This is a genomic window from Paraburkholderia phenoliruptrix (assembly GCF_019511605.1).
In the GTDB taxonomy this organism is placed as follows: domain Bacteria; phylum Pseudomonadota; class Gammaproteobacteria; order Burkholderiales; family Burkholderiaceae; genus Paraburkholderia; species Paraburkholderia phenoliruptrix_A.
The window spans coordinates 1-17,595 of record NZ_JAEUAV010000014.1 but is presented as its reverse complement, the minus strand read 5'-3'; the positions used below and the strand labels follow the sequence as shown (position 1 = coordinate 17,595).

Annotated in this window: 15 protein-coding genes; 10 read left to right on the top strand and 5 right to left on the bottom strand. The window is 64.8% G+C overall.

What is annotated here, in order from left to right; all coding sequences use genetic code 11:
- Positions 1-33 precede the first annotated feature (33 nt).
- Entirely contained in the window at positions 34-1,230 is a 1,197-nt protein-coding gene (locus JNB89_RS18180; RefSeq protein ID WP_220363194.1) for a PLP-dependent aminotransferase family protein, read from the bottom strand.
- Positions 1,231-1,305: 75 nt separating this feature from the next.
- A complete protein-coding gene (locus tag JNB89_RS18175; RefSeq protein WP_220363193.1) occupies positions 1,306-2,004 on the bottom strand; it encodes a VOC family protein in 699 nt (232 codons plus the stop codon).
- Between the two features lie 369 nt (positions 2,005-2,373).
- On the opposite strand from JNB89_RS18175, the gene JNB89_RS18170 reads away from it, so the two are divergent.
- Positions 2,374-3,834, top strand: coding sequence for a PLP-dependent aminotransferase family protein (locus tag JNB89_RS18170; RefSeq protein WP_013338602.1), 1,461 nt, complete (start codon positions 2,374-2,376; stop codon positions 3,832-3,834).
- Positions 3,835-4,075: 241 nt separating this feature from the next.
- The gene (htpG, locus tag JNB89_RS18165) at positions 4,076-5,974 is read left to right on the top strand and encodes a molecular chaperone HtpG (RefSeq protein ID WP_013338603.1); all 1,899 of its coding nucleotides are present in this window, start codon (positions 4,076-4,078) and stop codon (positions 5,972-5,974) included.
- Positions 5,975-6,152: 178 nt separating this feature from the next.
- On the opposite strand, the gene JNB89_RS18160 is transcribed toward htpG, so the two are convergent.
- The gene (locus JNB89_RS18160; RefSeq protein ID WP_135893278.1) at positions 6,153-6,422 is read right to left on the bottom strand and encodes a hypothetical protein; all 270 of its coding nucleotides are present in this window, start codon (positions 6,420-6,422) and stop codon (positions 6,153-6,155) included.
- A 296-nt stretch (positions 6,423-6,718) separates the two neighbouring features.
- Between JNB89_RS18160 and JNB89_RS18155 the strand changes: the two genes are divergently transcribed.
- Complete coding sequence (locus JNB89_RS18155) at positions 6,719-8,593, top strand: tetratricopeptide repeat-containing glycosyltransferase family protein (protein WP_135893279.1); 1,875 nt, start codon at positions 6,719-6,721, stop codon at positions 8,591-8,593.
- 12 nt (positions 8,594-8,605) lie between these two features.
- Positions 8,606-10,348, top strand: a complete 1,743-nt coding sequence (locus JNB89_RS18150; protein WP_135893280.1) for a hypothetical protein — start codon at positions 8,606-8,608, stop codon at positions 10,346-10,348.
- A gap of 72 nt (positions 10,349-10,420) precedes the next feature.
- On the opposite strand, the gene JNB89_RS18145 is transcribed toward JNB89_RS18150, so the two are convergent.
- Complete coding sequence (locus tag JNB89_RS18145) at positions 10,421-10,927, bottom strand: OmpA family protein (protein WP_135893281.1); 507 nt, start codon at positions 10,925-10,927, stop codon at positions 10,421-10,423.
- A gap of 238 nt (positions 10,928-11,165) precedes the next feature.
- On the opposite strand from JNB89_RS18145, the gene JNB89_RS18140 reads away from it, so the two are divergent.
- The 6 genes from JNB89_RS18140 (at position 11,166) to JNB89_RS18115 (ending at position 16,940) form a co-directional block, all read left to right on the top strand.
- On the top strand, positions 11,166-11,924 hold the full coding sequence (locus JNB89_RS18140) for a chorismate--pyruvate lyase family protein (RefSeq protein WP_220363192.1): 759 nt from the start codon (positions 11,166-11,168) through the stop codon (positions 11,922-11,924).
- The gene (locus tag JNB89_RS18135; RefSeq protein WP_220363191.1) at positions 11,924-12,397 is read left to right on the top strand and encodes a DNA-deoxyinosine glycosylase; all 474 of its coding nucleotides are present in this window, start codon (positions 11,924-11,926) and stop codon (positions 12,395-12,397) included. Before JNB89_RS18140 ends, JNB89_RS18135 begins: the two co-directional genes overlap by 1 nt.
- Positions 12,394-13,305, top strand: a complete 912-nt coding sequence (locus tag JNB89_RS18130) for a spermidine synthase (RefSeq protein WP_220363190.1) — start codon at positions 12,394-12,396, stop codon at positions 13,303-13,305. Before JNB89_RS18135 ends, JNB89_RS18130 begins: the two co-directional genes overlap by 4 nt.
- Before the next feature lie 448 nt (positions 13,306-13,753).
- Positions 13,754-13,993, top strand: a complete 240-nt coding sequence (locus tag JNB89_RS18125; protein WP_013338611.1) for a DUF3311 domain-containing protein — start codon at positions 13,754-13,756, stop codon at positions 13,991-13,993.
- On the top strand, positions 13,993-15,543 hold the full coding sequence (gene mctP / locus JNB89_RS18120; protein ID WP_013338612.1) for a monocarboxylate uptake permease MctP: 1,551 nt from the start codon (positions 13,993-13,995) through the stop codon (positions 15,541-15,543). The genes JNB89_RS18125 and mctP overlap by 1 nt, the downstream gene beginning before the upstream one ends.
- Before the next feature lie 125 nt (positions 15,544-15,668).
- Positions 15,669-16,940, top strand: coding sequence for an FUSC family protein (locus JNB89_RS18115; protein ID WP_220363189.1), 1,272 nt, complete (start codon positions 15,669-15,671; stop codon positions 16,938-16,940).
- Between the two features lie 25 nt (positions 16,941-16,965).
- Here the strand turns inward: JNB89_RS18115 and JNB89_RS18110 are convergent, their stop codons facing one another.
- Positions 16,966-17,382: a VOC family protein gene (locus JNB89_RS18110; protein WP_013338614.1), complete on the bottom strand. Its 417-nt coding sequence runs from the start codon at positions 17,380-17,382 to the stop codon at positions 16,966-16,968.
- Positions 17,383-17,595: the final 213 nt, after the last annotated feature.

The window sequence follows — 17,595 nt, the reverse complement described above, 5'->3', positions numbered from 1 at the left end:
CGGAAGCAAATTGGGGCGAGCAAGCCGGCCAGCTTATAACTTCGCGCGGATCAGCGCAGCAAGACGTGCGACGCCTTCGTCGATCCTCGCGGGCGGCACGGTGACGAACGACAGCCGCAGCGTATTGTGCTGCGCCTCGTTCGCGAAGAACGGCCCGCCCGGCACGAACGCGACATTCTGCGCGACGGCTTCGGGCAGCAGCTTCATGCTGTCGATCTGCGCGGGCAGGCTCACCCAGATGAACATGCCGCCTTCGGGGCGATTCCATTTGACGCCTTCGGGCATGTAGCGCTCGAGCGCGGCCAGCATTGCCGCGCACTGGTTGCGATACAGCTCGCGGATGGTCGGCACGTGCGTGTCGAGAAAGCCGTCCTTCACCACTTCATGGACGATGCGCTGCGTGAAGCTCGGCGTGTGCAGGTCGGTGGCCTGCTTGGCCTGCACGAGTTTGAAGATCAGCTTCTCGGGCGCGATGATGTAGCCGACCCGCAGTCCCGGCGCCAGCACCTTCGAGAACGAGCCCAGATGCACGATGTGATCGGGCGCCATGGAGAGCATGGTAGGCAGCGGTTCGCCCGCATAATCGAGCGCGCCGTAAGGGTCGTCTTCGATCACCGGGAACGGCGCGGTTGTCGCAAACTCGGCAAGCGCGCGGCGGCGCTCGACCGGCAGGCGGCGCCCGGTCGGATTCTGGAAATTCGGTTGAGCGTACAACAGCCGTGCGTCAGCGGTGAGTTCCGGCGTGAGTCCTGCCGGGATCAGCCCGTTGTCGTCGGTCGGCACCTGGACGTAGTGCGGTTCGTACATCGAGAACGATTGCAGCGCGCCGAGGTAAGTCGGCGTTTCGACCAGCACGTGGCTTTGCGGGCACACCAGCACTTTGCCGAGCAGATCGAGCGCCTGTTGTGAGCCGGTGGTAATCAGTACCTGGCTCGCGCGAATTTGCGCGCCGTTGACCGAATAGCGCTGTGCGATCCACTCGCGCAGCGGCGCATAGCCTTCGGTCGCGCTGTACTGAAGCGCCGCGGCGGGCGTGTCGCGCAAGATCCGGTCGGACGCTTCGCGCATGCGCTCCGCAGGGAAGGTGGCCGGCGAGGGCAGGCCGCCCGCGAACGAAATGACCTCGGGCCGCTCCGTTACCTTCAGAATCTCGCGGATCGCCGAGCTGGTGAGCTTGCGTGCGCGGACGGAAAATTGCCACGTGGGGCCATTCAAGTCGCTTTGGTCCATGGTCTCCTCTGCTGGTGTCTCTGGAACCGGTCAAAACTTCAATTATCGCGCGAGTCGGCGACCCGCGCGCGCTGCTTATTTAAGGGTCCGTAGACCGCTCGGCGTTTCGAATTCGGCGACGAGCGCGGCTGCGCCATCCGTCGCCTGCAATTCGATCAGATGCGCGGCGCCGAGCCACTGCAATTGCTCCGCCACGGTGCCGGCTTGCGGATGCTGGGCCTTCAACGCTTTCAGCGCGATGCCGCTGTCCGGCAATACCGTAGACGGATGCCGCGGCGTGTCCCACTGGATCAGGGACGGCAGCACGCCGCCGCCGACGCCTTGCCAGCTCGGGAGGGCGCCGTCTTCCGGCACCGACAGGCCCCACGCGAAGTCGCCCCGGGTGAGCGGCACGATAGGCGGAATGCGCTGCGGGTACTGGGCCTGCCACGTGGGCAAATGCTTCGGCCGGTCGACTCTCACGACCCAATGCGACAGATACGGGCCGGCTTCGAGTCGCGCGCGAGTGGCCGCGTCGTCGAGCGCGAAAAGACGCGGGCGCGGCGCGGCGCCTGGCGCGGTTTGATGGGCGGTGTCGGCGTGCGGATCGACCGCGATCACTTCCAGATAGGCGCCGCCCCACAGGTTCAGCAGCCGGTTGTGCGTGCGCATCAGCGGATGCGCGCCGCCGCCGGCCGGCTGTGCGCCGAGCACGTCGGCGACGTACTGCGTGCCCTCGTCGAGGGTGCGGGCGGAAACCACCAGATGATCGAGACGAAGCGGATGTGCGGTCATTGCAAATCGGGAAAACAGGTTGCGACGGTGGCCGGACCCCGCGCCGCGTGCCGCTTGCGACGGGCGCCGGGGTCGTAAGCATAACCGTTCGCGCGCGGGCTGGAGTGACGCAGAGGCAACTGTGCGGGTCAAGCAGGAGGCGTTGTGCTGCAGTCCAGTGCTTCACACGGTGCGCTGGGCTGGTTGCCGGTCCAAAGCGGTTGAGCCGTGGTTCCGCGCCAAGCGCACCCGTCGGACAGATGGCCCGACAGATGGCCCCACAGACGGCCCTTTTGTCCGACGCGATGATCTGTGTCAAATGTAGCGGCGGCGACCGGCACAGTAACGGTACAATCGACTCGATACCGTTCGGTACAGTTGGAGCCCGTCATGTCTGTTCCGCTTACGCAGATTCCCGCCCCGCACGACACCGCGTCGCTGACGCTGGTCGAGCAGCTCGTGCAATGGGCGCGCCGCCGGATCGAAGAGCGCGTGTTCCGCCCCGGCATGCGCATGCCGTCCATTCGCAAGCTCGCGCTCGACAAAGGCGTGTCGCGCTTCACCGTGGTCGAGGCGTACGAGCGGCTCGTCGCCCAAGGTTATCTGGAGTCGCGGCGCGGCTCGGGTTTCTTCGTGCGCGAACGGCTGGGCGGCACGGCAGGTGCCGCGGTCGCGGAACTTCGCCCCGCAGCGCACGCGCCGGCTCCGGCCACCATCGACGTGGTCTGGCTGCTGCGCAACATGCTGCACACGGGCGCCCGGCCGGAGCGCAGTCCGGGGCTCGGCTATCTGCCGGCACGCTGGCTCGACGGCGAACTGATCACCAACGCGCTGCGCACGCTCGGCCGGCAAAGCGGCGCGCAGATGCTCGGCATCGGCACGCCGCTCGGTTTTCTGCCGTTGCGCCAGCAATTGCAGACGCGTCTGGAGGAACTGGAGATCGGCGCGTCGGCCGATCAGATCGTGATGGTGTCGGGCATCACGCAGGCCATCGACCTGATCTCGCGCATATACGTGAAGCCTGGCGATTCGGTGATCGTCGGCGATCCGGCCTGGTTCCAGATGTTCGGGCGCTTCGCGTCGCAAGGCGCGCGGCTCGTCGGCATGCCGTACACGCCGGAGGGCCCGGACCTCGACGCGCTCGAGTCGCTCCTGCAAACCTGGCGGCCGAAGATGCTGGTGATCAACTCCGTGCTGCAGAACCCGACCGGCACGTCGCTGACGGCGGCGCAGGCATTCCGGATTTTGCGGCTCGCGGAGGCGTACGACTTCATTGTCGTGGAAGACGACATTTACGGCGATCTGTGTCCACCCGGCTATGCGGGCACGCGGCTCGCGAGCCTCGACCAGCTCAAGCGCGTGATTTACCTGGGCAGTTTCTCGAAGACGCTTGCGCCGAATCTGCGGGTCGGATTCATCGCATGCGCGCCGGAGGTGGCCAAGGCGGTGAGCGACCAGAAGATGCTGGTCGGCATGACCACGCCGGAACTGAACGAGCGCGTGCTGTACAAGATTCTCACTGAAGGCCACTACCGGCGCCACGTCGAGCGGCTGCGCGTGCGGCTCGACGGGGTGCGGGAAAAATCAGTGCGGATGCTGGAAAAGACCGGCCTAAAGCTTTTTCTGACGCCGACCGCGGGCATGTTCGTGTGGGCCGACACAGGAGTCGACGCAGACGGGCTCGCCGCAGCCGGTCATGAAGCGGGCTTCCTGCTCACGCCCGGCAGCCTTTTTTCGCCGCAGCAATCGTCCACCACGTGGATGCGCTTTAACGTGGCCAATTGCGGCGATCCGGAGCTGGCGACGTTTTTGTGTCGTTACCTCGACGGGGTGGCGCGCCGCGCCTCTTGAAACTGCGCAGGCTCGTCCCTATTTAGGCGGACAATCCGCGGGTTGGGGCCGGCGCGGTGGGGCCGGCAGGATGCGACCGGCGCGGGCGACGCCGCGTGCGGTTCGCCGGGGCGCGCGGTGCGGCGCCCGGCTGCCTCTGCGCGACACCATTTCGCAAAACCGATTCGCACAACCCGGTTCGCAAGACCGATTCGCAAACCCAATTCGCAAAACCGATTCGCAACAGAGAGGAAGTCCGACCATGGCACAAGAAACCATGAGCTTTCAGGCGGAAGTCAAACAGCTTCTGCACCTGATGATCCATTCGCTGTACAGCAACAAGGAAATCTTCTTGCGTGAGCTGATTTCCAATGCGTCCGACGCGGCCGACAAGCTGCGCTTCGAAGCCATTGAAAACAGCGGGTTGTACGAGAACGACCCGAATCTGCGTATCCGCGTGTCGTACGACAAGGACGCGCGCACGGTAACGATCGACGACAACGGCATCGGCATGAGCCGCGACGAGGCCATTGCGAACCTCGGCACGATCGCGCGCTCGGGCACGAAGGAATTCTTCGGCAAGCTGTCGGGCGACCAGCAGAAAGACGCCGCGCTCATCGGCCAGTTCGGCGTGGGCTTCTACTCCGGCTTTATCGTCGCGGACAAGATCACGGTCGAGACGCGCCGCGCCGGTTTGCCCGCCTCCGAAGGCGTGCGCTGGGTCAGCTCAGGCGAGGGCGACTTCGCGGTAGAGACCATCGAGCGCGCCGCGCGCGGCACCACGATCACGCTCCACTTGCGCGCGGACGAGGACGAACTGCTGTCGTCGCATCGGCTCAAGTCGATCATTCAGCGCTATTCGGACCACGTTGCGCTGCCCATCCTGATGAAAAAGGAAGAGTGGGACGCGGAAAAGAGCGCGATGGTCACGAAGGACGAGGACGAGACCGTCAACCAGGCGAGCGCGCTGTGGACCCGCGCGAAGAGCGACATTACCGAAGAGCAGTACAAGCAGTTCTATCAGCACCTGTCGCACGACCACCAGGACCCGCTCACGTGGACGCACAACCGCGTGGAAGGCCGCAGCGAGTACACGCAGTTGTTGTACGTGCCGAGCCACGCGCCGTTCGACCTGTGGAACCGCGATCATCGCGGCGGGCTGAAGCTGTACGTGAAGCGCGTGTTCATCATGGACGACGCTGAGCAACTGCTGCCGTCGTATCTGCGCTTTGTGAAGGGCGTGGTCGATTCGAGCGACCTGCCGCTTAACGTATCGCGAGAAATCCTGCAGGAAAGCCGCGACGTCAAGGCGATTCGCGAAGGCGTGACCAAGCGCGCGCTCTCCATGCTGGAAGAGTTGGCGAATTCCGAGAACGAAGCCGACCGCGAAAAGTACGCCGGCTTCTGGAAGGAGTTCGGCCAGGTGTTGAAGGAAGGCATTGGCGAAGACTTTGCGAACCGCGAGCGGATTGCCAAGCTGGTGCGCTTCGCGTCCACGCATACCGAAACGCCGGAGCAGACCGTGTCGCTCGCGGACTACGTCTCGCGCATGAAGCCCGAGCAGACCAAGATCTACTACGTGACCGCCGACACCTGGCAGGCCGCCACGCACAGCCCGCATCTGGAAGTGTTCCGCAAGAAGGGCGTGGAAGTGCTGCTGCTGACCGATCGCGTGGACGAGTGGATGCTGTCGTTCCTGAACGAATTCGACGGCAAGCCGCTGCAAAGCGTGGCCCGCGGCGATCTGGACCTCGGCGCGCTGAACGACGAAGAGAAGCAGGCGCAGGAAAAGGTCAGCGAAGAACTCAAGCCGCTCGTCGAAAAGATGAAGGAAGCGTTGAAGGACAAGGCAAAGGACGTGCGCCTCACGTTCCGCCTGACCGATTCGCCTTCCTGCCTCGTTGCCGACGACGGCGAGATGAGCGGCTACCTGCAGCGCATGCTGAAGGCCGCGGGTCAGCAGGCGCCGTCTTTCCATCCGATTCTCGAGGTGAATCCGGAGCACGCGCTGGTGAAGGGCTTGCAGGCCGACAGCGCGAACTTCGACGACTGGTGCCACCTGCTGTTCGATCAGGCGTTGCTGGCCGAAGGCGGCGCGCTTGAAGATCCGGCGAGCTTCGTGAAGCGCACCAACGCGCTGTTGCTCGCGCGCGCGAACTGAGCGTGACGGTGTAGCGGCGGCGGACGCATCGGCAGATGCGTCCGACTGATGCGTCCCGCCGGCGTGCACCGTGGCAAATTCAAAATGCGTTGCTTAGGCAGCGCATTTTTTTTGCCTTGCGCTCGGTATTCGCGCTACAGCACGGCCCTAAAAGACCGGGCTTTGAACGGCGTGCGCCTCAACGCTGGAAAGTCAGCCCGTGCAGATGCCGCACTTGCGCGAGCACACTGCCGGCCAATTCTTTGGCCTCGAAACTGGAATGGTGATCGCCGAGCACTCTTGCCGCGAGGGCACCAATTGCCGCACTGGTTTGCTTCGACGTGTGATGCTGCGCGAGCGCGGAGCCGGCTAGCTCTTTCTCGATATGCGTGGCGCCCTGACGATGCAATATGGCCGACGCAAGATGCGCGATGCGGTCGGACGTTTCCTTCACATTAGTAGTATTCAACCTGACTCCCTGCTGCTAGTTGTTGATTAACGGGCGCCGCGGGGCATTTCTGACACCGGGTGTAAATCATTATGGTTAACTAACTAAAACTTATCAACGACCATAAATTGAGATTGGTTTATGAGATGCGGCACGCGGCATCATCTTGGCTTATCACGTTTCGAACCCGAGGCCTGGACAACCGCACAGGTTGTTCAAGTCATTTTCTGTCAAGGCTGCGCGCGTCAAAGTGTGTTCTGCAATCTCCGCTTGCAATCCACGCACACGCGCATGTGCCGCTGCATCTTCTGAATGTTATGTCCGACTCCGCTCTGGCCGACCCGGCCGTTATGGTCAATGTGACAACCCGTCTGGAGACCGTGCATCTTTTGTGGTCGGTCCTGCGCGAAGAGGGCTGGGAGGCTGCCGTTTCGCGCGCCGCCGAACTGGCCGCCGCGGGTGTAACGCCGCAATTGCACGCCGACCTGCACGCGAGTGCGGGGCGCTTTGAAGAGGCGTATCACAGCGCGTCGCAGGCACAAGCGGAGCCTAATGGCGCGCGCCATGCACGCGTCGCGCTATTCGCAGACGCGCTCGGCCGCGGCGAAGTCGCGCGGCATTACAGCGAAAAGGCGGTCGCCGCACAGCCGCTTGCCGAGACGCTCCAGTGGGTCGTCTGGCTCATCAACCAGTGCGGTGCGCACTCGGCCGCGGCGCACATGTTGCGCGCCTATCAGCAGCGTGAACCGCGCGACGCGCGCGGGCCGTGGTGGCTCGCCATTGCGCTTGGCTCACTGGCGGGTCCTCGCGTGCGCGATGAGCGGCGCTGGGCACTCGCGCACGCGTACGCGCTCGATCACGCCGTCGATCCCGCATTGCCGCTGCAATTGGCGCTGGCGTTGCGCGAAGCGCGCGATTGGCCCGCCGTCGAGCAGGTGTGCCGCGAAGCGCTGCTGCGCAATCCCGCGGACGCTGAAATGGCCTGGCAGCTCAGTCATGCGCAATGGCAGTGCAACGACGCGGCGGCGGCCGAATCCACCATGCGTGCTGCCCACGCCGCGTCGCCAGGCAATGCGGACGTGTTGGCCGCCATCGGCTTCTATCTGGGCGAGCAGGCGCGTTACGAGGAAAGCGAAACGGTGCTGCGCGAAGCACTCACGCTGAATCCCAACGCTGTCACACCGGCAGTCGATCTGGCCGACCTGGAACTGCGGCGCGGCGCATGGACCAGCGGCTGGAAGCGTTTCGAAGCACGCCTTTCGCGCGACGACCGTCAGCCGAACAACATCGTGTCTGTCATGGCGCGCCTGTGTCCGCGCTGGCAGGGCGAGACGCTCGCAGGCAAAACGCTCGTGGTGCACAGCGAGCTCGGCAATGGCGACGACCTCCACATGGTCCGCTATGTGCCGCAACTCGCCGCACGTGTGCGCGAGCAGGGCGGCAGGCTGGTGCTCTGTGTGCGCAAGTCTTTGCACGCGCTGCTCGCGCGTTTTTACGACGACTGTGTGTCGATCGAAGACGGCCCGCTCGGCGCCCCGGACTACAGCTTGCCGATGATGAGCTTGCCGCTCGTGCTGGACCTGCAGCCGCAGCAGGTGCGAGGCACTGCCTATCTCCCCGTTGATGCGGACAAGGTGGCTGCCTGGCAGGAGCGGCTGCGCGCCCAGGCGCCGCAGGCGAGGCTGCACGTGGGACTCGTGTGGGCCGGCAGCCCGACGCATCGTCGCGACAATAGGCGTTCCATTGCTCCCGCCGCGCTTGAATCGCTGCTCTCGCTCGCCGGTGTCGCGTTCTATTCGCTCACGCCAGGGCGCACGGCAGACGTCGCGGTGATGACCGCGCAGGGTTACTCGGTGTGCGACATGACGGCGCACTACACGTCAGGTTTCGACGATGTCGCCGCTCATATGTCCGCGCTCGATGGGTTGGTGACAGTCGACAGCGCGCCGCTGCATCTGGGCGGCGCGCTGGGGCGCCCGGTGTTCGCGATGCTGGATCACGTGTCGCATTGGGCGTGGGGCAACGAGGAGACGCAAGTCTGGTACGACTCGTTGGAGTTGTTCCGGCAGCCGCAGCCGGGGCATTGGGGGCCGGTTGTCGAGCGAGTCACCGCGCGTCTGAAAGCGCTCATGGCGAACGGCGCAGGCAACGCGGATGCGGGTCGGGTTGCGCTCGCCACTGTGAACGGCTAGCTACCGCACGCCATGCATCATCAAGGTTCATCGCGTTCATCCGGTTTGTCAGCTCCCGCAGCGCGAGAGGCGCCGCCCGACGATGCGCATGCGCTGCATCAACGCGGTCTCGCCCATTTTCGCGAGGGAGCGCTCGATCACGCCTGCGAGCTACTCGATCGCGCATTGAACGCCGCGCCGGAGCGTGCGGATATCTGGGAGCACCGCGGGCTGCTCGCTGCGTTGCGCGGCGAGCCGATCGCGGCGGAGGCGTTCTACTATCGGGCGCTGAACATCGGCGGTGGCAGCGCCAGCCTGCATCGTAATCTGGCGGATTGCCTGAAGCTGTCCGGTCGGCTCGACGAAGCGCGCCGGCACTATTCGAATGCACTAGGTTTCGAGCCCACGTTGCATCATGCCGTTCGCGCACTCGCGCAAATTTGCGGGGATCAGGCTCAGCATGCCGATGCGGCGGATTTTTGGCAGCGCGCATGGGAACTCGACTCGTCGAATATCGCCGATGGCTGCAAGCTGATCGCGGCGTTATTCAAGGCGGGGCGCGAGGCCGAACTCGACGTCACCTGGCCCGCAGTGCGCGCACGCTGCGCCGCAGATGCCGGCGCGCTACAGCAACTCGCCTTCGCATTGAACAGCGCGCAGCGTTTCGTCGAGGCGCTGAGCGTCGCGCGGCAGGCAGTGGCAGTCGATCCGCACGACGCGTGGTTGCATCACAATGCATCGTTCGCGCTGAACATGCTCGGCGACTTCGAGCAGATGCACCTGCATGCCGCCGAGGCCGCGCGTCTGTTGCCGGACAACGCGCTCATGCAGTTCAATCTGGCCGCGGCGCAGCTTCGCGCGGGGGATTTCCGATGCGGCTGGAAACAGTACCGGTGGCATGACGCGCTGCCCGAAAACCACAACCTGGTTCGGCCGCCTTATCCCGAATGGCAGGGCGAGCGCGTGTTCGGCTGCCGTTTCCTGCTGGTCGGAGAACAGGGTCTTGGCGATCAGATCCAGTTTTTGCGCATGGCCGACTGGCTGCACCAGCGTGGCGCGCAGGTGGACGTGTGGGTCGAGGAGCCGTTGGGCGATGTAGCGCGTGGGGCCGCGGGCGTCCATGCCGCGTGGACCACGGTGCCGCCCGGTCCCTACGACTACTGGTGCCGCATGCTGCGCATGCCCGTGCATATGAACCTCGAGGTATCCATGCTGCCGCTCGCCAGCGCCTATCTGCGGGCCGAGCCGTGCAAGCTGCAGCGCTGGCGCAACCGCCTCGAGGCGCTCAGTGTGCAGCAGGCGCAGCGTCCGTTCAGAAAGCGCGTCGGCATTGTGTGGGCCGGCAACCCGGCATATGGGCTGGATCGCTACAGGTCTGTTGCGCTTCTGCAATGGCGGCCGTTGCTCCAACAGCCTGACGTGCGCTGGTTTTCGCTACAGAAGGGCGATGCACAGCACGACGCGGCAGCCACGTCCGCCTGTATGAACGTGCATCCGCTTGGCCCCGAAATTCAGGATTTCGCAGATACGCTCGCGATCATTCAGTCGCTCGATCTCGTGATTACCGTGGATACCGCGGTTGCGCATCTGGCAGGCGCATGCGGCACGCCGGTCTGGGTGCTGGTGCCCACGTTCACGGACTGGCGCTGGATGGTCGCGCGCGACGATAGCCCGTGGTATCCGTCAATGCGCCTCTTCAGACAGCGCGAGTTGGGCCAGTGGAACGGAGTGCTCGCCGAAGTCGCACGAGCGCTCACGGAATTTGTCGAGAAATGAGCCGCACACGCGTGGCGCGTCCGGCTTCATATGTTGCAGCGGGCGAAAGTCGGCCCGCCGTCCAGCGGGCTTTTACTTCTTGCCCATCAAGGTTTCCATCGTCTCGCCGCGCACGACGATCTCGGTGCGGCGATTGAGCGCGCGGCCTTCCGGCGTGTCGTTGCTCGCGACCGGGTTGTTGTACGCATTGCCTTTGGTGCGAATCCGGTCCATCGCCACGCCGCGCGCCACTAGCGCGTACCCCACCGCGACCGCGCGCGCTTCGGAGAGTTGCTGGTTGTATTCGAGCGTTCCGACGTTGTCCGTATAGCCTTCGACGATGATCGGCTTCTTGCTGCGCTTGAGCAACACCGCCGAACGGTCGATCACCCCGCTCGCATCGCTGCGCACGTCCGACTTGTTGAAATCGAACAGCGCTTTTTCCGGCAGCTTGACGGCGACGCCGTCCGTGACCGGCGCGACTTCAATACCCACGGCCTTGTTCAACGACGTTTCGGTGTCTCGGTTCAGTTGGGCCGCGCAGCCGGCCATCAACACGACAGACAGTGCGCAGGCGCTGACACCCAGAAGTTTCTTCATGTTTATGCTCTCGTTGTTTTGCGGATTGGATGGCGAGCCCGCCGACGGCGGGCCGATCGCCGGTGCGTAAAGCACGGAGGTTGTATCGTGCGTTGTGGTCGAGGGAGAATCGGAGCTTTCCGAAATCAGCGCGCCGCTCGCGCGGTTTGATGCACATGCGGCGTCTATCGCCATTTGGCAGAAGAGCCGCGCGTGTGCCTGGCAGTGCTCCGACGGGCCGTCGCTATAATCCGATTCCATGCCTATCCGTTTTGATGCCGCCGACGCGCACTGGCGTGTCGCTCCCTTGCCTGGTTTCAGTGCTGCGCAAAAAGACTGGTTGACCCGCGGCGGTTCGTTGACCGCGCATCTGCGCGTGCTCGGCGCGGTCGCCGTGCGCGTTACCCGTGAGGGCGTGGCGCTGCCCTGGGCCGACGAGCATGCCGCGCTGGGTCTTTGCATGCGTGCGCCAGTATGGGTGCGCGAGGTCGTGCTTTGCGTCGATGGCGTGCCGTTCGTCGCAGCGCACAGCGTCGCGCCTCTCGCCGCGAGCGTGGGCGTGTGGCAGGCCACGCGGCGTTTGCGCACCAGGCCGCTCGCCGAACTGCTGTATAGCGACAGCAGCGTCGCGCGCTCGGCGTTGGTCAGCCGGCGTGTGACCGCGCGGCATCCGCTGTACCGTCTTGCCGCGCGTGAGGTCGGCGCAATGGCGCCGCATGCATTGGTGGCGCGCCGTTCGGTGTTCGAGCGGTGTGGCGCGCCGCTTCTCGTCACCGAGTGTTTTTTGCCGGCACTGTGGGCGCACCTCGCGGCGTTGTCGAAGCGGGCGCCGCACTTGCGCCCGGCTTCCGATGCGGCCGGTGGCAGCGCTGCAAGCCACGCGGCGCACGCGCGCCTGCGCGAGCATGGCCGTTCGCTGGAGCACACGGCGTCACGGGCGCATGCCGCGATGCAGCCTGCTACGGCGAACGCCCCGGCAGACCCGCCGGCAGACCCCACGCATAAACGGAGTCCCTGATGTTGCGCGGCTTTCCCCCCGTCGTCGCCGCTGACACCCATACGCTGATTCTCGGCAGCTTTCCCGGCGAGGCGTCGCTGGCCGCGACGCAGTATTACGCGCATCCGCGTAACCAGTTCTGGCGTTTGCTTGGCGCGGTGCTCGACGAGCCGCTCGCCGAGCTTACCTATGAAGAACGCCTGCAACGTCTGCTCTCGCACGGCATAGGCGTGTGGGACGTGCTGGCCGCGTGTCATCGCGAGGGCAGCCTCGATGCGGCGATCCGCAATGCGCAGCCAAACGACTTTGCTTCGCTGCGCGAGCACTCGCCGAAGCTGCGCAAAGTCGCCTTCAACGGCAAGACCGCAGGCCGCTTTGCAACGGTGATCGGCGCGGCGGGCTACACGACGCTCGTGTTGCCTTCGTCGAGTCCGGCCAATGCTATGCTCTCGTTCGATCAAAAATTGCGCCTGTGGCGCGACATCCTTACATGACGAAACTCATCAAGCGCGCTTCGGCCGAGGCGCGTGCATTCCGCAACCGCAACGACCACGACGCGAGCAAACGCGCTTCCGTGCGCAACAACAAACGCGCGTCGCACGAAGACGACCTGCACGACGCGCCGCAGATCGAAACGCCGCGCAAGCCGCGCTTTGCGCCCGTCACGTTCTCGGAAGAGGGCGGCGTGCGCTATCTGCATTTCGGCACGGAATGGGTGCAAGGCGCGATGCGGCTGCGCAAGCCCGATCACATCGAACTCGAATACGCGCAACAGATGATGGCGTGGCTGCTCTTCATCGAAACGCCCAGGCGTGTCGTGCAACTGGGCCTCGGCGCTGCCGCTCTGACCAAGTTCGCGCACCGCTTCCTGAAGCGCGCGAAGGTCGAGGCGGTCGAGGTGAACCCGGCGGTCGTGGTGGCCGCGCGCACGATGTTCGGGTTGCCGCCCGACGACGCGCGCCTCGCCGTGCACGAGACCGACGCGTGGGACTTCGTCAACGACCGCGCGAATCACGGCACGATCGGCGCATTGCAGATCGACATTTACGATGCAACGGCGCGCGGCCCCGTGCTCGACAGCGTCGGCTTTTACCGTGCGGTGCGCGCGTGTCTGACAGAGGCGGGCGTGGTCACCGTGAACCTGTTCGGCGATCACCCGAGCTTCGTGCGCAACATGAAGCGCCTGAAAGAAGCGTTCGACGGCCGGGTGGTCGCGTTGCCCGAAGTGCACGACGGCAACCGCATCGCGATCGCGTTTTCGGGGCCGCCGCTCGACGTGCCCTTCACGGCGCTGCAAGCGCGCGCGAGGCTCATCGAGGCGGAACTCGGCCTGCCGGCGCGCAAGTGGATCAAGGGGCTGCAGGAATCGACAGGGCAGACGGGCGCGTCGTTCGTCATCTGAGCGGAACATGCGCCGCGGCGGCCGGGCCCGGACCGTGATTCCGGCGGCCTCAGCGGAAATCGTCGCGTCCACGCGACGCCGGGCCCGCGCCGCTATCTCCCGGGCCTGCGCCGCTATCTATTCAGCATTGGGGTACGGGCGTAGGGGCAGTGAGGCGTTGAGGCATGCGGGCCTCGACGCTTCGCTGCGTCGCCAGGCTGTCTTCGCGACTCGATCGACGGCCGGCAAAGCTCGTCGCCCTCACCTCACACCCACCCCTTCGCCTCGGGTCCACCCTGCTTGACCGCACGTTCGCGGCTCCTATACTCTTTCGAAGCTTTCGGGGCACTCGTGTCCCATGCGGGGCGATCCTCCGCAGGCGGGCTACCGCGAGGCGGCTCTGCGCTTTAGGGAGCCGCCCCCCGTCGAACACGGGCCAACATTTCAATAATAGGGAAGAGGAGACGTCATGGCTCACGACGCCGACGCAAACAAAGCCAGCAAGCACTGGCTCTGGCTGTTGCTGTTGCCCTGGATCGCCATGGTCTGGGTGCCGTCGTATAACAAGGTCGAACCGGTTCTGTTCGACTTTCCGTTTTTCTACTGGTATCAGCTCCTCTGGGTGCTGATCAGCGCGATCATTACCGCAATCGTGTACTTCAAGACCAGGACGCGCGCGTCGGGCCGTCCGCAAGGAGACGCACGATAATGAACGCCATCGCAACTTTCGTCTTCGTTCTGTTTTTCATCGGCGTCACGATTCTCGGGTTCATCGCGGCGCACTGGCGGCGCGGCGATCTCGCCCATCTGGAGGAGTGGGGTCTCGGCGGGCGGCGCTTCGGCACCATCGTCACGTGGTTCCTGCTGGGCGGCGACCTGTACACCGCGTATACGTTCATCGCCGTGCCGGCGCTGGTGTTCGGTGCGGGTGCAACCGGTTTCTTCGCGCTGCCGTACACGATCCTCATCTATCCGTTTGCGTTCGTCGTGTTCCCCAAGTTGTGGAGCATCGCGAAACGTCAGGGTTACGTAACGTCGGCGGATTTCGTGTCGGCGCGCTACGGCAGCCGCATGCTCGCGCTCGCCATTGCCGTGACCGGCATCGTGGCGACGATGCCGTACATCGCGCTGCAACTGGTCGGCATCGAAGTGGTGATCGGCGCGCTCGGTTTCGACACGAAGGGCTTTGTCGGGGACCTGCCGCTGATCATCGCGTTCGCCATTCTGGCTGCGTACACGTACACGTCGGGCCTGCGTGCGCCGGCCATGATCGCCGTGGTGAAGGACATCCTGATCTACGTCACCATCTTCGCTGCGATCATCGTGATTCCGCCGCAACTGGGCGGCTTCGGCCACATCTTCGGCGCAGTGCCGCCGGCCAAGCTGCTGCTGAAGGCGCCGGACGTGTCGAGTCTGAACGGCTATAGCGCGTATGCGACGCTCGCAGTCGGTTCGGCGCTGGCGCTGTTCTTGTACCCGCACTCGATCACCGCGGTGCTGTCGTCGAAATCGGGCAACACGATCCGCCGCAATATGGCGATGTTGCCGGCGTATTCGCTGGTGCTCGGTCTGCTCGCGCTGCTCGGCTTCATGGCGCTCGCCGCAGGCGTAAAAGACATGCCGGAATTCGCGCCGTACTTCAAGGCGTTCGGCCCGAACTTCGCGGTGCCGGCGCTGTTCCTGCACTTCTTCCCGTCGTGGTTCGTCGGCGTGGCGTTCGCGGCCATCGGCATCGGCGCGCTGGTGCCGGCGGCAATCATGTCGATCGCGGCAGCGAACCTGTACACGCGCAACATCCACAAGGAGTTCGTCAACCGCAACATGACGCACGACCAGGAGACCAACGTCGCGAAGCTGGTGTCGCTGATCGTCAAGGTGGGCGCTGTGGCGTTCATTCTCGGCTTGCCGCTCACGTATGCCATCCAGTTGCAGTTGCTCGGCGGTATCTGGATCATCCAGACGCTGCCCGCCATCGTGCTCGGACTGTACACGCGCGTGCTCGACTACCGCGGCCTGTTGCTCGGCTGGGCGGCGGGCATTGCGACGGGCACGTGGATGGCGATTTCGCTGAAACTCGCCGGCTCCATCTTCACGGTTCACCTGTTCGGCATGGCGATTCCGGGCTATGCGGCGGTGTGGTCGCTGATCGTGAATCTGGTGGTGGCGGTGGTGGTGAGCCTGCTCGTGCGTGCGTTCGGCATGCAGCGCGCCGAAGACCGTACGCGTCCGGAAGACTATCTGGACGTGGTCGAAAGCTAAGCGTCGACGCTAGCAAACCAGGCGCCCGCGGACCGCAGTCCGCGGGCGTTTGTGTTTGTACTTCCGCCGCACTCCAGGGCACGATAGCGGGACTTCCTTCGAAAGCGCTGTCCGCTGCCGCCGCCATGGCTTCTGCAGATTCCCGCCCTGTCATTCCGCGCCGCCCGGCAGTGAGCCGGATGGTCCGCGCGATCACGTCGCCGTATTACCGCTACCGGCACGCCAAAGTGCTGCACAGTCTGCGCGTCGGGCTCGCGATGCTGTTCTCGATTCTCGCGACGACCGGCATCGACATTCCGCACGGCATCTGGTCGTCGGTAACGTTGCTGGTGGTGATCGGCGGGCTGCAGCATCACGGAAACATCCGCAAAAAAGCGGCGGAACGGGCCGCCGGCACGCTACTGGGCGCGTCGATCGGGCTGGCGTTGATCGTGCAGCAGAACCTGATCGGCTCGCTGCCGCTCACCTACGTGTTGATGGCGATTGTGGCGGCAATCTGCGCGTGGTTTGCGATCGGCTCGTCGGGCTATATCGGGTTGCTCACGGCGATCACCATGTGCATCGTCGCCGGACATGGCGACAACGTGATCGACGTCGGCCTGTGGCGCACGTTGAACGTGCTGATCGGCATTGTGATCGCTCTCGCGTTTTCATTCGCGTTGCCGTTGCATGCCACCTATTCGTGGCGCTACGGGCTCGCTGCGAATCTGCGCGAATGCGCGCGCATCTACACGCGCTTGCTGGAGGGCGAATCGATCGGCGAGGAAGAGCAGGTCAGGCGTTTTCTGGAGATCAACCGGCGGCTCGTGCAGTTGCGCTCGCTCATGCCTTCGGTGGCGAAGGAGATCGACGTGCCGCAGGCGAAGCTCGAGGAGATTCAGCGCTTGCATCGTTCGGTGCTGAGTTCGCTGGAACTGCTGGCGACCGGGCCGCTGATGCAGGCCGACGCCGCCGCGCGTGCGGCCTATACGCGACGCTGCGGAGCCGAGGTGCAAGCCGTGCGCACGATGCTGCTGGCGACGGCACGCGGCCTGCGTTTTGGTCGGGCGCAGCGTTCCGGGGCTTTGACCAAGGGCGCGGCGGCTGGCGTTGCGGCGCAGAATGCGTCGGCGGCGTGCCTACCCGCGACGGTCGGCTCGACGGCGGACGCGTCGCGAGCCGGCGCTCCCGCGGCCGACGTCCTCACAACCGCTGCGCCCGTGGCCGGCAGTCACGCAGCCACGCCGCTCACGCCGGCTGCCTGTGACTCGGCGCTGCCGTTGCCGCCCGATTTGCAGGGACCGTATTGGCTCGGGCAGCGGCTCGCGGAACAGGTGGCGCGTTTGCGCGCGGCGCTCTGCGACACCGAGTCGCACTGGAACATCGAGCGGCATTCGCGGATCTTGTCTAAGACCTAGGCGCCGTGTTTGGGGCCGCCGCAGCTCACTCGTGCGGCAGGGTCACCATCCACATCAGGCCGAAGCGGTCCACCGCCATGCCGAATCCCTTGCTCCAGAAGGTTTCGCCCCAAGGCATGACGATCTGGCCGCCGTCGGCCAGCGCGTTGAAGTATTTCTGCGCCGACGCCGTATCGTCCGCGGTCAGGGAGAGGCTGAAGCCGCTCATCGGTTTCGCGTCCTGATCGCAGTTGCCGTCGGACGCCATCCACTGTGTCGAGCCCATCTGCACGTTCGCATGCATGATCTTCTCTTCGACGCCGGCGCGCGGCTTGTTCTGCGGATCGGGCGGTGCGTCCTTGAAACGCATCATGAACGTGACTTCGGCGCCAAGATGCTGGCGGTAATAATCGAGCGCTTCTTCGCAACGTCCGTTGAAAAACACATACGGTTGAACTTCCATTGTCGTCTCCCGAAATACGGATATGAAACGCCCCGATGCCGAACGGCAAAACGAACGGCAGGCGTGCAGACAATTTTAGGTAACGGAGTTCAGTCGATTGTGACTTTGTGTCGTGAGGAGAAGACGGCGTGTCGCGCGAATTGGCGTAAGGCAGCGGTGGACGGGACAGGCGGGGGGCGCTGGTCGTCCGCTGGCGGGCAGCGGGCGGAAGGC

What these genes read in the sequence shown, in the direction of transcription:
- JNB89_RS18180 (WP_220363194.1), bottom strand. Translation starts at nt 1,230, where the DNA reads ATGGACCAAAGCGACTTGAATGGCCCCACGTGGCAATTTTCCGTCCGC.
- JNB89_RS18150 (WP_135893280.1), top strand. Translation starts at nt 8,606, where the DNA reads ATGCATCATCAAGGTTCATCGCGTTCATCCGGTTTGTCAGCTCCCGCA.
- JNB89_RS18170 (WP_013338602.1), top strand. Translation starts at nt 2,374, where the DNA reads ATGTCTGTTCCGCTTACGCAGATTCCCGCCCCGCACGACACCGCGTCG.
- JNB89_RS18155 (WP_135893279.1), top strand. Translation starts at nt 6,719, where the DNA reads ATGTCCGACTCCGCTCTGGCCGACCCGGCCGTTATGGTCAATGTGACA.
- JNB89_RS18110 (WP_013338614.1), bottom strand. Translation starts at nt 17,382, where the DNA reads ATGGAAGTTCAACCGTATGTGTTTTTCAACGGACGTTGCGAAGAAGCG.
- mctP (WP_013338612.1), top strand. Translation starts at nt 13,993, where the DNA reads ATGAACGCCATCGCAACTTTCGTCTTCGTTCTGTTTTTCATCGGCGTC.
- JNB89_RS18145 (WP_135893281.1), bottom strand. Translation starts at nt 10,927, where the DNA reads ATGAAGAAACTTCTGGGTGTCAGCGCCTGCGCACTGTCTGTCGTGTTG.
- JNB89_RS18135 (WP_220363191.1), top strand. Translation starts at nt 11,924, where the DNA reads ATGTTGCGCGGCTTTCCCCCCGTCGTCGCCGCTGACACCCATACGCTG.
- JNB89_RS18175 (WP_220363193.1), bottom strand. Translation starts at nt 2,004, where the DNA reads ATGACCGCACATCCGCTTCGTCTCGATCATCTGGTGGTTTCCGCCCGC.
- htpG (WP_013338603.1), top strand. Translation starts at nt 4,076, where the DNA reads ATGGCACAAGAAACCATGAGCTTTCAGGCGGAAGTCAAACAGCTTCTG.
- JNB89_RS18125 (WP_013338611.1), top strand. Translation starts at nt 13,754, where the DNA reads ATGGCTCACGACGCCGACGCAAACAAAGCCAGCAAGCACTGGCTCTGG.
- JNB89_RS18115 (WP_220363189.1), top strand. Translation starts at nt 15,669, where the DNA reads ATGGCTTCTGCAGATTCCCGCCCTGTCATTCCGCGCCGCCCGGCAGTG.
- JNB89_RS18140 (WP_220363192.1), top strand. Translation starts at nt 11,166, where the DNA reads ATGCCTATCCGTTTTGATGCCGCCGACGCGCACTGGCGTGTCGCTCCC.
- JNB89_RS18130 (WP_220363190.1), top strand. Translation starts at nt 12,394, where the DNA reads ATGACGAAACTCATCAAGCGCGCTTCGGCCGAGGCGCGTGCATTCCGC.